Here is a 14,477-nt window from a genome sequence, read left to right as displayed (position 1 = left end):
CTCCACCTCTTACGGCGCCCGATCGCCCGAATATCGGCGTCCGGTTGCCCTCGTCGCGGTGCCGTCGCCCCTCAGCCTGCTGCCGATCGTGGGCCCGCGCACCCGTCGCAGGACCGATGGAGTGACTCAGAGGTCCTGACGGGTGACCTTCTCGGAGAGCTGCGCGCAGAGCCGCTTGATCTCGCGGTAGGTGCGGTTCCGTTCGGTGACGACCGCCGCCAGCAGCAAGGAGACGAGCGCGGTGGTGCCGATGAACGCCTGGAGGGTGATCATGTTGGTCAGCAGGCCGTGGTGGGCGAAGGGGCCGGTCATCCGTCCGGCGGCGAGGCTCGCCAGCGTGGACACACCCAGCGCGCAGCAGGCGGCGCCGGCCCGTTCGAAGCGGAAGGCGGCCCAGATCAGGAACGGGGAGACGAGGAAGAGCAGCGAAGTACTGGTGTCGGTCGCCACCACGGTGACGGCCGCGGTGCACACCCCCAGTGCGACAGCCTCCGCCCACCTCGCCGGGCCGATGCCGTACGGCAGGCGGGCGTTTCGGACGACGAGCAGGAACGGTGTCACGACCATGACGCCCATGGCATCGCCCGTCCACCAGACCGACCACGTCGGCCAGAACCCCTCGGCCGGGAGCGAGCCCGAGAGGACCAGGGTGCCGGTGCCCACCGTCGCGCTGATCAGCATGCCCGCCAGCGCGCCCAGGAAGACCAGTGCCAGTGCGTCCCGCAGCCGGTCGAGCTCGCTGCGGAATCCCGCACGCCGCAGCAGCAGGTAGGAGCAGATCGGGGCGACCGTGTTCCCGGCGGCGATGACCAGTACGGGCAGCACGGAGGGCCCGATGACGATGTTGACGGCGAGGGCGCCGAGGGCGATACCGGGCCAGATCCGTAGCCCGAACACCAGCAGTGCCGCGACCGCGATCCCGGTCGGCGGCCACAGCGGGGTGACCTGGCCGCGCACCAGCTGCTGGAGCAGACCCAGACGGGCCGTCGCGTAGTAGCAGGCTGCCACCGCGAGGACCGTCAGGACCTCGACCGTCAGTTGTCGGAGCCGTGCTCTGTCCACGACTCCAGCATCGGACACCAGGCCCCCGCGTGCCGCCGGGGCGCGCGGGGGCATCGCGCCGGTGCGGTCGGCGAACGGAGTACGTCCCGCCCCCGCCCCGATTCGCGAGCGGAGTACGTCCCGCCCCCGCCCCGGCCCGCGAGCGGGTCACGCCCCCTCCCGGCCGGCCGCTCCCGGCGGGCCGTCGTAGCGCACGACGAGTACGGCGGCGTCATCCTCGTGACCGGTCAGGTCCGCCACCTGGATCACCCGCTCGGCCAGCTCGCCGGGGTCGGCTCCGCCGGCCGCGCCGACCACCTCCGCCACCGCGGCGAGCCCCTCGTCGATCGGGTACGACGGCCCTTCCACGACCCCGTCGGTCAGCAGGACCAGATACCCGGGCCGCGCCAGCCGCCGACGGGTCACGGGGTACCACTGGTCGTGCAGGATGCCCAGGGGCACCCCGCCGTCGTCCTGGGAGATGCCCGAGTCACCGTCGTCGGTGCCCCATACGATCGGCACGTGTCCGGCCCGCGCCACGGACAGCTCGCTGCTCTGCGGGGCGATGCTCAGCAGGCAGCAGGTCGTGAACAGGTCGCCGCCCAGCGAGATGAGCAGATCGTTGGCGCAGGCCAGCACCGTGCCGGGGTCGGTCGTGACGCTGGCGAGCGCCCTGAGGCTGGCGCGGGCCTCACCCATGAAGGCGGCGGCCTCCACCCCGTGCCCCTGCACGTCGCCGATGGTGATCCCCGCGACCCCGTCCCGCATCGGGAACGCGTCGTAGAAGTCGCCGCCGACAGCCATGCCGTCCTGCGAGGGCGAGTACCGGGCCCCGATCCGGATGCCCGGGAAGTCGGGCAGCTCGGTGGGGAGCATGTGCCGCTGCAGGGCCAGGCCCATCTCCGCCCGGGCGCGCTGGAGCCTGATGTTCTCCAGGGCCTGATCGACAAGACGCCCAAGGGTGAGAAGGAGCTCCTGGGTGTTGTCCGATGTGTTGCGGTGTCGGTGCATGGCCTCCCCGCGCGATGCGATGCGACGGGCTCCTTCTGAAACCTTAGCCCCCTGTTGCCATCCGCAGGATGACCGCCGCCGCTACTGGATGAACCGGGGGAGCCATCTGGCCCGGTACCCGGGATGGCCGGCATGTTCCGCGGCCAGTTGCCGGACGGCGAATCCCAGGCCGACGGCCCGGCCGGACCGGAAGTCGTGATCGGGGCGGTCGGTGTCCAGGACGGAGACCTCCGCGTACTCGTCGAGGAGCACCCTGCTCGTCTCGATGCGGCGCAGCGTACGCGCCGGGTCCTGGAAGGCGATGTGCTGGTCGAAACCGAGATTCCGCACGCTGAACGCGATGCCCCCGGACCGGTCGTGGACTTCGCCGGGCACATCGGCGGGACACCGCCAGCTGTCGCCGCCCGCCGCCTGCGCGATGAGCTCTTCCTCGGCGAGGCGCGCTCGTACGAAGTCGATCATGTCGGAGTTGTCTGTCATCGGGTTCCGAGTCCTTCATCATCAAGGCATGGTTCGGAGGACGGCGCCCGTCGGCCGGTCCGGCCCAAACATACTGGGCGCGGCCGGCCGGCCGCGCGGACATCGGCGGTGCGTCCCCACGCAGAAGGACCCGGGTGCTGGGGAGCACCCGGGTCCTTCTCATGTACTGCGTGCCGCTACGGCAGCTGCGCGGTCCGTGCCTCACGCCGGTTGTCACGGATGGTGTTCACCCGCCGGGCCGTCGCGAAGAGCGGGATGACCGCTCCCAGGACCACCTGCAGCGCACAGCCGGTCTGGAGGAGCAGCTGACCGCCGGGGGCGTCGAACGCCCACGCGGCGAGGAGCCCCATCGCGGCCACGATCCAGCTGAGCATCGCCACCGCGAGGACACCCCGCGGCTTCGGGTACTCGACTCGGCTGACCATCAGCCACGCCACTCCGACGATCGCGAGCAGCGTCGGCACGAAGGGCAGCTCCAGGAGCACGATCGAGACGACCGTGAGCGCTCCGAAGGGGCTCGGCATGCCCTGGAACATGCCGTCCTTCATGGTCACGCAGGAGAATCTCGCAAGCCTGAGCACCACCGCCAGCAGGACCACGATCGCCGCCAGCGCCGAGACCCGCTGGTGCGCGTCGTCCGCGACCATGCCGTACACGAGGACGAAGTACGCCGGGGCGAGCCCGAAGCTGATCAGGTCCGAGAGGTTGTCCAGCTCGGCACCCATCGGCGAGGAGCGCAGCTTGCGTGCCACGAGCCCGTCGAAGAGGTCGAAGACCGCCGCCAGGAGCATCAGGATCACGGCGGTGGCCGCGGAGTGCCGGGCCATGCCGCTCTCGTCGCTGCCCGTGAGGTGCGGGATCAGGATTCCGGTGGTGGTGAAGTACACCGCCATGAATCCGCACGTGGCGTTACCGAGAGTCAGGGTGTCCGCTATCGACAGCCGCAGAGAGAGCGGCATGTCCTCGCCGGCGTCCTCCTCGGACTCCGACTCGGGCACCCAGCCTGCCTGTGTATCAGGATCAATCACGGTCAATTCGAGTCACCCCCGCGGTGGTGGCCTGGCCGACCTCGACCGCGACCTCGACACCTTCCGGAAGGTAGATGTCGACCCGCGACCCGAAGCGGATCAGGCCGATGCGCTCGCCCTGCTCCACCTTCGTGCCCTGCGGGATGTACGGGACGATGCGCCGGGCGACCGCACCCGCGATCTGCACCATCTCGATGTCGCCGAGCTCGGTGTCGAAGTGCCAGACAACGCGCTCGTTGTTCTCGCTCTCCTTGTTGAATGCCGGAACGAACCCGCCGGGGACGTGCTCGACCGACGTCACCGTGCCGGCCAGAGGCGCACGGTTGACGTGAACATTCAGCGGGCTCATGAAGATCGCGACGCGGGTGCGCCCGTCCTTCCACGGCATGATGCTCTGCACCACACCGTCGGCCGGCGAGATGACGCGGCCCTGGGCGATCTCGCGCTCGGGGTCGCGGAAGAACCACAGCATGCCCGCCGCGAGCGCGGTGGTGGGCACGGCCACCGCGGCCCAGCGTCCGGACCTGCGGGCCCGGGCGAGGCTGAGTGCGGCGGTGGCGACGGTCGGGAGGAGCCACGGCGAAGCTCCGCGCGCAAGGCGGACCCCGCCGCGTGATGCAGAGGTTTGGCTGTCGGGCATGGATGACCTTCGTAGCGGATGATGCCGCGCTGGCAACGGGGGACGGCGGCTTTTCCGGCGATGTTATCGGTTGCGAGCAACAACTGGGCAAGCCAGCAGCCGAGTCGGACGGTGGGAAGGCGCCGGCCGAGGGTGACAGGGTGTGATCTTCTTCGCGACTAAATCGTCTCGAAAGGGACAATCACCCCTGGATCCGGTACTCCTCGAGGAGTCGGCGCCCGATGATCATTTTCTGGATCTCGGCGGTACCTTCACCGATAAGCAGCATCGGGGCCTCCCGGTAGAGGCGCTCGATCTCGTACTCCTTGGAGAAGCCGTAACCGCCATGGATACGGAAGGCGTCCTCGACGACTTCCTTGCAGTACTCGGAGGCGAGGTACTTCGCCATCCCTGCCTCCAGGTCGTTTCGCTCCCCGGAGTCCTTTTTGCGCGCTGCGTTTACCATCATCGCATGGGCGGCTTCCACCTTGGTGGCCATTTCAGCCAGCTTGAATTGGATCGCCTGGTGCTGGGCGATCGGCTTTCCGAAGGTCTGACGCTGCTGTGCGTAGGAAACTCCCAGCTCGAATGCACGCTGCGCGACACCGCAGCCACGCGCCGCCACATTCACCCGGCCGACCTCTACTCCGTCCATCATTTGGTAAAACCCTCGGCCGGTGGTGCCACCCAGAACCCGATTGGCCGGAATTCGTAGCCCGTCCATGATGAGTTCGGTCGTGTCGACACCCTTGTAACCCATTTTGTCGATTTTGCCGGGAATCGTGAGTCCGGGCCGGACCTCGCCGAAACCGGGCTCCTTCTCGACCAGGAACGTGGTCATCGACTTGTGCGGGGCGGTCCCCTCGGGGTGGCCTTCGTCACTCCGGCACAGAACGGCGACGAGCGAGGACGTACCACCGTTCGTCAGCCACATCTTCTGGCCGTTCAGGACGTACTCCTCGCCGTCCCTGACGCCCTTGGAGCTGATCGCCGAGACGTCCGAGCCCAGCGCCGGCTCCGACATCGAGAACGCGCCCCGGACCTCACCGAGCGCCATCCGCGGCAGGAACGTGTCCTTCTGCTCCTGGGTGCCGTGCTGCTTGAGCATGTACGCCACGATGAAGTGCGTGTTGATGATTCCCGACACGCTCATCCAGCCGCGGGCGATTTCCTCCACACACAGCGCGTATGTGAGAAGCGACTCACCCAGGCCCCCGTACTCCTCGGGGATCATCAGCCCGAACAGGCCGAGCTCCTTGAGTCCCTCGACGATCTCGGTGGGGTACTCGTCACGGTGCTCCAACTGGGTCGCGACCGGAATGATCTCCTTGTCGACGAAATCCCGGACCGTGGAGAGGATTTCCTGCTGGACGTCGTTGAGCCCGGCGGTCTGGGCGAGTCGCGTCATGGCTACTTCTCCGCGTTCTTCTGGGAAGGCTGGTTCAGCTCGGGGCGGCCGGGCTGCTCGCCGCCGCGCTCCTTGATGTAGGTCTCGGTGGGGACCATCACCTTGCGACGGAACACGCAGACGAGCGTCCCGTCCTGCTTGTAGCCCTTGGTCTCCACGTAAACGATTCCGCGGTCGCTCTTGGACTTTGACGGAGTCTTGTCCAGAACCGTCGTCTCGCCGTAGATCGTGTCGCCGTGGAAGGTCGGCGCGACATGCTTCAGCGACTCGACCTCGAGATTGGCGATCGCCTTTCCGGAGACATCCGGAACGGACATGCCGAGCAGCAGCGAGTAGATGTAGTTGCCGACTACGACGTTCTTTCCGAAATCGGCCGTCCGCTCCGCGTAGTTGCTGTCCATGTGCAACGGGTGATGATTCATGGTCAGCAGGCAGAAGAGATGGTCGTCGTACTCGGTGACCGTCTTGCCCGGCCAGTGCTTGTAGACCGCACCGACCTCGAATTCCTCGTATGTGCGTCCGAACTGCATGGTCAGGCCTCCGGCGCTTCGAACTTGGAGGTGCGCTGCATGCCCGCCGCGCGGCCCTTGCCCGCGATGACCAGGGCCATCTTGCGGCTCGCCTCGTCGATCATCTCGTCGCCGAGCATCGCCGAGCCCTTCTTGCCGCCCTCCTCGGAGGTGCACCAGTCGTACGCGTCGAGGATCAGCTCGGCGTGGTCGTAGTCGTCCTGCGAGGGCGAGAACACCTCGTTGGCCGCGTCGACCTGACCCGGGTGCAGCACCCACTTGCCGTCGAAGCCCAGCGCCGCCGCACGGCCCGCGACCTCGCGGTACGCGTCCACGTCACGGATCTGGAGGAAGGGGCCGTCGATCGCCTGGAGGTCGTGCGTGCGGGCCGCCATCAGAATGCGCATCAGGATGTAGTGATAGGCGTCCGCGCCGTAGCCGGGCGGCTGCTGACCGACGACCAGGGTCTTCATGTTGATCGAGGCCATGAAGTCGGCCGGGCCGAAGATCAGCGTCTCCAGACGTGGCGAGGCGGCGGCGATGTCGTCGATGTTCACCAGGCCCTTGGCGTTCTCGATCTGCGCCTCGATGCCGATCTTCCCGACCTCGAAGCCCATCGTCTTCTCGATCTGGGTCAGCAGCAGGTCCAGGGCGACGACCTGCTGGGCGTCCTGGACCTTGGGCAGCATGATGCAGTCGAGGTTCTGGCCGGCGCCCTCGACGACCGTGATGACGTCACGGTACGTCCAGTGCGTGGTCCAGTCGTTGACCCGCACGACCCGGGTCTTGCCCGTCCAGTCACCGTTGTTCAGCGCGTCGACGATGGTGTGCCGGGCGCCCTCCTTGGCCAGCGGCGCGCAGGCGTCCTCCAGGTCGAGGAAGACCTGGTCGGCCGGGAGGCCCTGGGCCTTCTCCAGGAACCGCGGGTTCGAGCCGGGCACTGCCAGACACGAACGGCGCGGGCGCAGGCGGTTGACGGCAGTCATGCGGGGACCTCCAGAGGGTCGAGCTTGTTCGCTTTCCGGATCTCGTCGACGATACGGCCGATGATCTCCGTGATACCGAAATCCTTCGGGGTGAATACGGCGGCGACACCGGCCCCGATCAGGGCCGACGCGTCCGCGGGCGGAATGATCCCGCCCGCGATGACCGGGATGTCGGCGGCGCCCGCCTCGCGCAGCCGGGTGAGCACGTCCGGTACGAGCTCGGCGTGCGAGCCGGACAGGATCGACAGACCGACGCAGTGCACGTCCTCGGCGAGGGCGGCCGAGACGATCTGTTCGGGGGTCAGCCTGATCCCCTGGTAGACGACCTCGAAACCGGCGTCACGGGCCCGTACGGCGATCTGCTCGGCGCCGTTGGAGTGGCCGTCCAGGCCCGGCTTGCCGACCAGCAGCCGCAGCCGTCCGGCGCCCAGGTCGGCCGCGGTGCGGGCGACCTTCTCGCGGACCAGGGCGAGCGGGGTGCCCGCCTCGGCGGTCACCGCGACCGGCGCGGACGAGACGCCCGTCGGGGCCCGGAACTCGCCGAAGACGTCGCGCAGCGCCCAGGACCACTCACCGGTGGTGACACCCGCGCGGGCGCACTCCACGGTCGCTTCCATCATGTTCTCGGTGCCCGCGGCGGCCTTCTTCAGCGCCGCCAGCGCCTCGGTGGCGCGGGCCTCGTCGCGGTTGTCGCGCCAGTCGTGCAGGGCGGCGACGACCCGGGCCTCGTTGGCGGGGTCGACCGTCATGATCGCCCCGTCGAGGTCCGCGGTGAGCGGGTTCGGCTCCGTCGTCTCGTAGATGTTGACGCCGACGATCTTCTCCTCGCCGCCCTCGATCCGGGCCCGGCGGGCGGCGTGCGAGGAGACCAGCTCGGACTTCAGATAGCCGGACTCGACGGCCGCCATGGCGCCGCCCATCCGCTCGATCCGGTCGATCTCGGCGAGCGACTCCTCGACCAGCTCGTCGACCTTGGCCTCGATGACGTGCGACCCGGCGAAGATGTCCTCGTACTCCAGCAGATCGCTCTCGTGGGCGAGCACCTGCTGGATGCGGAGCGACCACTGCTGGTCCCAGGGCCGGGGGAGCCCCAGCGCCTCGTTCCAGGCCGGCAGCTGGACGGCGCGGGCGCGGGCGTCCTTGGAGAGCGTGACGGCCAGCATCTCCAGGACGATGCGCTGGACGTTGTTCTCCGGCTGCGCCTCGGTCAGGCCGAGGGAGTTGACCTGGACGCCGTAGCGGAACCGGCGCTGCTTTGCATCGGTGATGCCGTACCGCTCGCGGGTGACCTGGTCCCAGATGCGGCCGAAGGCGCGCATCTTGCACATCTCCTCGATGAAGCGGACGCCCGCGTTCACGAAGAAGGAGATACGGGCCACGACATCGCCGAACTTCTCCTCGGGAACCTGCCCCGAGTCACGGACCGCGTCGAGCACGGCGATCGCCGTCGACATGGCGTACGCGATCTCCTGGACCGGAGTGGCCCCCGCCTCCTGCAGGTGGTAGCTGCAGATGTTGATCGGGTTCCACTTCGGGATGCGGTCGACCGTGTACGTGATCATGTCGGTGGTCAGCCGCAGCGAGGGACCGGGCGGGAAGACGTGCGTCCCGCGCGAGAGGTACTCCTTGACGATGTCGTTCTGCGTGGTGCCCTGGAGCTTGGTGGGATCGGCGCCCTGTTCCTCCGCGACCACCTGGTAGAGCGCCAGCAGCCACATCGCGGTGGCGTTGATCGTCATCGAGGTGTTCATCTGCTCCAGGGGGATGTCCTGGAAGAGCCGGCGCATGTCACCGAGGTGCGACACCGGTACGCCGACCCGGCCGACCTCGCCGCGGGCGAGGATGTGGTCGGGGTCGTACCCGGTCTGCGTCGGCAGGTCGAAGGCGACCGACAGGCCGGTCTGGCCCTTGGCGAGGTTGCGCCGGTAGAGCTCGTTGGACGCCTCGGCGGTCGAGTGACCGGCGTAGGTCCGCATGAGCCACGGGCGGTCCTTCTGGCGGCCCGTCATGTCAGACGTCCCGGCTGTGCTTGTCGGTCCGCTCCGCTGACGCGTCACGGAACAGGTTGATGGCGTCGATGTGCTGCTCGCGCAGCTCCTCGTTCCGTACGCCCAGCCCCTCGCGCGGGGCGAGTGCCAGCACGCCGACCTTGCCCTGGTGGAGGTTGCGGTGGACGTCGTACGCGGCCTGGCCGGTCTCCTCCAGCGAGTAGACCTTCGACAGCGTGGGGTGGATCTTGCCCTTGGCGACCAGCCGGTTGGCCTCCCACGCCTCGCGGTAGTTGGCGAAGTGCGAGCCCACGATCCTCTTCAGCGACATCCACAGGTAGCGGTTGTCGTACTCGTGGTTGTAGCCGGAGGTGGAGGCGCAGGTGACGATCGTGCCGCCCTTGCGGGTCACGTAGACCGAGGCGCCGAAGGTCTCGCGGCCCGGGTGCTCGAAGACGATGTCCACGTCCTCGCCGCCGGTGAGTTCACGGATGCGCTTGCCGAACCGCTTCCACTCGCGCGGGTCCTGGTTGTGCTCGTCCTTCCAGAACCTGTAGCCCTCGGCGTTGCGGTCGATGATCGCCTCGGCGCCCATCCTCCGGCAGATGTCCGCCTTCTGCTCGCTGGAGACGACGCAGATCGGGTTGGCGCCGCCGGCCAGCGCGAACTGCGTGGCGTACGAGCCGAGTCCGCCGCTGGCGCCCCAGATCAGCACGTTGTCGCCCTGCTTCATCCCCGCGCCGTTGCGTGAGACGAGCTGGCGGTACGCGGTGGAGTTGACCAGGCCCGGAGCCGCGGCCTCCTCCCAGCTCAGGTGCTGCGGCTTCGGCATCAGCTGGTTGGACTTGACGAGCGCGATCTCCGCCAGGCCGCCGAAGTTGGTCTCGAAGCCCCAGATCCGCTGCTCGGGGTCGAGCATCGTGTCGTTGTGGCCGTCCGAGGACTCCAGCTCGACCGAGAGGCAGTGGGCGACGACCTCGTCGCCGGGATGCCAGGCGTTGACGCCGGGGCCGGTGCGCAGGACGACGCCCGCCAGGTCGGAACCGATGACGTGGTACGGCAGGTCGTGGCGCTTGGTGAGCTCGCTGAGCTTTCCGTAGCGCTCCAGGAAGCCGAAGGTGGCCATCGGCTCGAAGATCGAGGTCCAGACGGAGTTGTAGTTCACCGAGCTCGCCATGACGGCCACCAGGGCCTCGCCGGGCCCGAGTTCGGGCACCGGGACCTCGTCGAGGTGCAGCGACTTGCGGGGGTCCTTGTCGCGAGTGGCGAGGCCGTCGAACATCGCGGTCTCGTCCTTGTGCACGGTCACCGCGCGGTACGACTCGGGGATGGACAGGGCCGCGAAGTCCGCGGCTGTGCTGTCCGGCGATTGGATCGCGTCCAGGATTTCCTTCATGGGGTGCCTCCGGCGGATGGGGGCGCTGAGGGAACGCTTGCGATCCCTGCGAGCAGGAGAGGGAACGGTGCGGGGGTGCTGCCGTCGGTTCGGCTGTCAAAGCTTCGGCTTGCTCTGTGGAGCAGAAGGGTTTGCCTGTGACGCAGGCGTCCGGGCGCGCAGGCGAATCGCTTGCGGGGACAGCCGGCGTACGTGAGTTCGCAGCACGCCGGCCGCCCGGACAACTTCAACGTATGGCACTCCGTGACACCTGGCAAGGCACTCGGTGCCAACAATTTCTCTCAGTTGTCACTCGCCGGGCACGTATGAGCAGCGTGCGGGGGGATTCGTAGGGAAATGACCTGTGAACGACCGCGAATGATCGATCAGTGCGACCGGTACACATAGGGCGTCGTGGTGCTCAGGGCCAGGAATCCGAGTCGGCGCAGGATCGGGGCGCTCATGTCGGAGGCATCGACCTGAAGGCAGCCGTAGCCGCGCTCCGCCGCGATCCGGGCGCGGAAGGCCACCAGGGCCCGGTAGAGGCCCTTTCCGCGCCACGCCTCGACCGTGCCGCCACCCCAGAGCCCCGCGAAGCCCGTGCCCCGGTACAGCTCCATCCGGGCCGAGCTCACCGGCTCGTCACCCACCATGGCGAGCACGCCGACGAATCCGTCCGGGTCCTCGGCGAGCCGGGCCAGCACCTGATGCCGCAGGCGCGACCAGTCGGAGCCGAACGCCCGCTCATGGGCGCGGGCCATCAGCTCGACGTCGTCCGCGTCACGCACGGTGCGCAGCCGGACGCCGTCGGGGAGCTCCACCTGCGTCGAGAGCTCGGCGACCGGGGCGACCAGCAGGGTCTCCGGCTCCTCGGCCTCGAAACCGGCCGCCGGCAGCCGCCGGGCCAGATCGGCCGGCCGGTCGTGCGCGTACAGCTTCCACTCGAATTCGCCGTGCCCGAGCGCCGTGTAGTGCGCCACCTGTGCCGCGATCACCGCGTCCACCCGCGCGGGATCCAGGTCCGGGTCCGACCACACGACGCCGTTCCAGTCGTCGGCCGCGCCGACCTGCCGTACGACGTCGCCGGTGCGCTCCACCCGGACCCCGGGGCCGTCGGGGCGGGCGTGCTCGCGCATCTCACGGTCGAAAAGGGTCAGCAGCGCTTCGCGATCACCATTCATCCGCCCACCACAACACCGGTGCGCGGGCAGGGCAACCGGGTTTCGGTGCGGGCCGGGGCGGGGGCGTGCCCGTCCCCGCCCGCACCCTTTCAGCGGTCCTGGAGGGCCTGCTGGATCGTGCGCATCACTTCGTCGAGCGGAGCGTCGGTCCGCGCCACGGCGACCAGCACCTCGCCCTGGGAGGTCACCGAGGCGGCCGGCTGCTTCGCGGGCTCGGTGCCGACGGTGCGGCCGGCCCCGATGCCGCTCCCGAAGGTGTCGCGGACGATCGCGAAGGCGTGGTCGAGCTGCGCCTCCACGTCGCCCTCGCCGCCCGCCCGCAGCCAGCGGCGCAGCACATGGTTGTGCGCGGTGACCACGGCGGAGGCCGCGACCTCCGCCAGCAGCGGGTCGTCGTTGCCGACATGGTGGTCGCGCTCGTCGAAATGGCCCAGCAGATAGCGGGTGAACAGCCGCTCGTAGCGGGCCACCGAGGCGATCTCCGCCTCGCGCAGGGTGGGGACCTCACGGGTCAGCTTGTAGCGGGCCACGGAGACCGCGGGCTTCGCCGCGTACATCTTCATGACTTCCTTGATGCCGCGGCAGACGGTGTCGAGGGGGTGCTCGTGCGCCGGTGCGGCGTTGAGGACGGCCTCGGCCCTGACGAGGGTGTCGTCGTGGTCCGGGAAGATCGCCTCTTCCTTGGAGCGGAAGTGCCGGAAGAAGGTCCGCCGGGCGACCCCGGCGGCACCCGCGATCTCGTCGACCGTCGTCGCCTCGTACCCCTTGGTGGCGAAGAGTTCCATCGCCGCTGCGGCCAGTTCGCGGCGCATTTTGAGCCGTTGGGCGGCGGCGCGCGTGCCTGCGGCACTTTCCTGGGTGTCGGGCGCGGCGGAGACACGGGGAGACCTGGCGGGCTGGGACATGGTGTGAACGTACTGCATCAGGTCGGGGGAGTGCGCCCGTGGGGGCGGGCCGCCCGAAGGATCGAGCAGCCCGCCCCAACCGGCACCTGGCTCAGCGCCGGGCATGTTCGCGGAAGCCGCGCCCCGTCTTGCGGCCGAGGCAGCCGGCGGCCACCAGGTGTTCGAGCAGCGGTGCCGGGGCCAGGCCCGGGTCGCGGAACTCGCTGTGCAGCACCTTCTCGATGGCCAGCGAGACATCGAGACCGACGACGTCGAGCAGCTCGAACGGGCCCATCGGGTAGCCGCCGCCCAGCTTCATCGCGGCGTCGATGTCGTCGAGCGTCGCGTAGTGCTCCTCGACCATCTTGATCGCGTTGTTGAGGTACGGGAACAGCAGCGCGTTCACGATGAATCCGGCCCGGTCCCCGCAGTCCACCGGGTGCTTGCGGACCTTGCCGCACACCTCGCGGACGGTGGCGTGGACATCGTCGGCGGTGAGCACCGTACGGACCACCTCGACCAGCTTCATCGCGGGCGCCGGGTTGAAGAAGTGCATCCCGATCACGTCCTCGGGACGCGAGGTGGCCCGCGCGATCGCGACGACCGGCAGCGAGGAGGTGGTGGTGGCGAGCACGGCGCCCGGCTTGCAGACCTTGTCCAGGGTCCCGAACAGCTGCTGCTTGACCGCCAGGTCCTCGGCGACGGCCTCCACCGCGAGGTCGACATCGGAGAAGGCGTCCAGCGAACCGGCCGCGGTGATCCGGGCCAGCGCCCCGTCCCTGGCCTCGGCCGTCAGCCGCCCCTTGGCGACGGAGCGCTCCAGCGACTTGGCGATCCGGCCCTTCGCGGTGTCCGCCTTCTCCTGGCCGCGGGCGGCGAGCACCACGTCGTACCCGGCCTTCGCGAAGACCTCGGCGATGCCCGAGGCCATCGTCCCGGAACCCGCGACACCCACCGAACGCACCGTGCGCCCGGCCGTGGCCGACCCGTCGTCCCCCGGGGTCAGCGCGTCCGGCACCACGGTCTGGCTGCCGGGCCCCTCGTACGTGTAGAAGCCGCGGCCCGCCTTGCGGCCGGTCAGCCCGGCCTCGCTCAGCTGCCTGAGCACGGGCGCCGGGGCGTGCAGCCGGTCGTGAGACTCGGCGTACATCGCCTCCAGCACGGTGCGGGCGGTGTCGATCCCGATCAGGTCGAGCAGCGCGAGCGGACCCATCGGCAGGCCGCAGCCGAGCCTCATCGCCGCGTCGATGTCCTCCCGGGAGGCGTAGTTGGCCTCGTACATCGCGGCGGCCTGGTTGAGGTAGCCGAACAGCAGGCCGTCGGCGACGAAGCCCGGCCGGTCGCCGACCGCGACCGGCTCCTTGCCCAGGCTGCGGGCGAGCTCCGTGACCGCCTCGACGGCCGGCGGCGCGGTCAGCACCGAGGAGACCACCTCGACCAGCTTCATCGCGGGCGCCGGGTTGAAGAAGTGCAGGCCGAGCACGCGCTCCGGGCGCAGCGACTCGGCGGCCAGCCGGGTCACCGACAGAGCGTTGGTGCCGGTCGCCAGGATCGCGGTGGGCGAGACGATCGCGTCGAGATCCCGGAAGACCTGCTGCTTAATCTCGTACGACTCGGGCACGACCTCGATGACCAGCTCCGCCTCCGCGGCGGCCCGGAGGTCGGCGGAGGTGCGGAACCGGGCGAGGACGCGGCCCCGCTCCTCCTCCGTGATCCGCTCGCGCCGCACGGCGCGGGCGGTCGTGGATTCCAGGGCGGCGACGGCCCGGCGGGCGGCCGCGTCGCTGATGTCGATGCCGATGACCTCGTGGCCGGCGCGGGCCAGGACCTCGGCGATGCCGGTGCCCATGGTGCCGAGACCGACGACGGCAATGGTGCTGAGCGGGGTGTCCATCACGGGACTCCAGAGAATGAGTGACGACTGTGAGGAGGCGCGGCGCGCGCACTGGAGGAGAGAGAACCGGCGC

13 protein-coding genes are annotated in these 14,477 nt (G+C 69.3%); all 13 read right to left on the bottom strand.

Annotated elements, in window-relative coordinates:
• Nucleotides 1-126 precede the first annotated feature (126 nt).
• On the bottom strand, nucleotides 127-1,062 hold the full coding sequence (locus tag OHA19_RS07535) for an MASE1 domain-containing protein (RefSeq protein WP_405718386.1): 936 nt from the start codon (nucleotides 1,060-1,062) through the stop codon (nucleotides 127-129).
• Between the two features lie 147 nt (nucleotides 1,063-1,209).
• Nucleotides 1,210-2,052 carry a PP2C family protein-serine/threonine phosphatase gene (locus OHA19_RS07530; protein ID WP_405718389.1) on the bottom strand — a complete coding sequence of 281 codons (843 nt, stop codon included), beginning with the start codon at nucleotides 2,050-2,052 and terminating at the stop codon, nucleotides 1,210-1,212.
• 81 nt (nucleotides 2,053-2,133) lie between these two features.
• On the bottom strand, nucleotides 2,134-2,532 hold the full coding sequence (locus tag OHA19_RS07525; protein ID WP_405718391.1) for a DUF6221 family protein: 399 nt from the start codon (nucleotides 2,530-2,532) through the stop codon (nucleotides 2,134-2,136).
• Between the two features lie 176 nt (nucleotides 2,533-2,708).
• Nucleotides 2,709-3,530: a CDP-diacylglycerol--serine O-phosphatidyltransferase gene (pssA, locus tag OHA19_RS07520; RefSeq protein ID WP_405718393.1), complete on the bottom strand. Its 822-nt coding sequence runs from the start codon at nucleotides 3,528-3,530 to the stop codon at nucleotides 2,709-2,711.
• A 22-nt stretch (nucleotides 3,531-3,552) separates the two neighbouring features.
• The gene (locus tag OHA19_RS07515) at nucleotides 3,553-4,200 is read right to left on the bottom strand and encodes a phosphatidylserine decarboxylase (protein WP_405718395.1); all 648 of its coding nucleotides are present in this window, start codon (nucleotides 4,198-4,200) and stop codon (nucleotides 3,553-3,555) included.
• Between the two features lie 181 nt (nucleotides 4,201-4,381).
• Complete coding sequence (locus OHA19_RS07510) at nucleotides 4,382-5,587, bottom strand: acyl-CoA dehydrogenase family protein (RefSeq protein ID WP_405718397.1); 1,206 nt, start codon at nucleotides 5,585-5,587, stop codon at nucleotides 4,382-4,384.
• 2 nt (nucleotides 5,588-5,589) lie between these two features.
• Nucleotides 5,590-6,117, bottom strand: a complete 528-nt coding sequence (locus OHA19_RS07505) for a MaoC family dehydratase (protein WP_405718399.1) — start codon at nucleotides 6,115-6,117, stop codon at nucleotides 5,590-5,592.
• Between the two features lie 2 nt (nucleotides 6,118-6,119).
• Nucleotides 6,120-7,082, bottom strand: a complete 963-nt coding sequence (locus OHA19_RS07500) for an HpcH/HpaI aldolase/citrate lyase family protein (RefSeq protein WP_405718402.1) — start codon at nucleotides 7,080-7,082, stop codon at nucleotides 6,120-6,122.
• Nucleotides 7,079-9,091: a protein meaA gene (locus tag OHA19_RS07495; RefSeq protein ID WP_405718405.1), complete on the bottom strand. Its 2,013-nt coding sequence runs from the start codon at nucleotides 9,089-9,091 to the stop codon at nucleotides 7,079-7,081. The genes OHA19_RS07500 and OHA19_RS07495 overlap by 4 nt, the downstream gene beginning before the upstream one ends.
• Before the next feature lies 1 nt (nucleotide 9,092).
• Nucleotides 9,093-10,466: a crotonyl-CoA carboxylase/reductase gene (ccrA, locus tag OHA19_RS07490; RefSeq protein ID WP_405718407.1), complete on the bottom strand. Its 1,374-nt coding sequence runs from the start codon at nucleotides 10,464-10,466 to the stop codon at nucleotides 9,093-9,095.
• A 365-nt stretch (nucleotides 10,467-10,831) separates the two neighbouring features.
• The gene (locus tag OHA19_RS07485) at nucleotides 10,832-11,626 is read right to left on the bottom strand and encodes a GNAT family N-acetyltransferase (RefSeq protein WP_405718410.1); all 795 of its coding nucleotides are present in this window, start codon (nucleotides 11,624-11,626) and stop codon (nucleotides 10,832-10,834) included.
• Between the two features lie 89 nt (nucleotides 11,627-11,715).
• Nucleotides 11,716-12,531, bottom strand: a complete 816-nt coding sequence (locus OHA19_RS07480; RefSeq protein ID WP_405749726.1) for a TetR family transcriptional regulator — start codon at nucleotides 12,529-12,531, stop codon at nucleotides 11,716-11,718.
• A 91-nt stretch (nucleotides 12,532-12,622) separates the two neighbouring features.
• Nucleotides 12,623-14,404: a 3-hydroxyacyl-CoA dehydrogenase family protein gene (locus OHA19_RS07475; protein ID WP_405718415.1), complete on the bottom strand. Its 1,782-nt coding sequence runs from the start codon at nucleotides 14,402-14,404 to the stop codon at nucleotides 12,623-12,625.
• Nucleotides 14,405-14,477 lie beyond the last annotated feature (73 nt).

The organism is Streptomyces sp. NBC_00012 (assembly GCF_045040875.1).
GTDB lineage: Bacteria > Actinomycetota > Actinomycetes > Streptomycetales > Streptomycetaceae > Streptomyces.
Note: the sequence above shows the minus strand (reverse complement) of the source record. Positions and strands in the feature narration are given on the sequence as shown.

Excerpts from the sequence above, each read along its gene's own strand:
- OHA19_RS07530 (WP_405718389.1), bottom strand. The coding sequence starts at position 2,052 with ATGCACCGACACCGCAACACATCGGACAACACCCAGGAGCTCCTTCTC.
- OHA19_RS07525 (WP_405718391.1), bottom strand. The coding sequence starts at position 2,532 with ATGACAGACAACTCCGACATGATCGACTTCGTACGAGCGCGCCTCGCC.
- OHA19_RS07515 (WP_405718395.1), bottom strand. The coding sequence starts at position 4,200 with ATGCCCGACAGCCAAACCTCTGCATCACGCGGCGGGGTCCGCCTTGCG.
- OHA19_RS07510 (WP_405718397.1), bottom strand. The coding sequence starts at position 5,587 with ATGACGCGACTCGCCCAGACCGCCGGGCTCAACGACGTCCAGCAGGAA.
- OHA19_RS07505 (WP_405718399.1), bottom strand. The coding sequence starts at position 6,117 with ATGCAGTTCGGACGCACATACGAGGAATTCGAGGTCGGTGCGGTCTAC.
- OHA19_RS07500 (WP_405718402.1), bottom strand. The coding sequence starts at position 7,082 with ATGACTGCCGTCAACCGCCTGCGCCCGCGCCGTTCGTGTCTGGCAGTG.
- OHA19_RS07495 (WP_405718405.1), bottom strand. The coding sequence starts at position 9,091 with ATGACGGGCCGCCAGAAGGACCGCCCGTGGCTCATGCGGACCTACGCC.
- ccrA (WP_405718407.1), bottom strand. The coding sequence starts at position 10,466 with ATGAAGGAAATCCTGGACGCGATCCAATCGCCGGACAGCACAGCCGCG.
- OHA19_RS07485 (WP_405718410.1), bottom strand. The coding sequence starts at position 11,626 with ATGAATGGTGATCGCGAAGCGCTGCTGACCCTTTTCGACCGTGAGATG.
- OHA19_RS07480 (WP_405749726.1), bottom strand. The coding sequence starts at position 12,531 with ATGTCCCAGCCCGCCAGGTCTCCCCGTGTCTCCGCCGCGCCCGACACC.
- OHA19_RS07475 (WP_405718415.1), bottom strand. The coding sequence starts at position 14,404 with ATGGACACCCCGCTCAGCACCATTGCCGTCGTCGGTCTCGGCACCATG.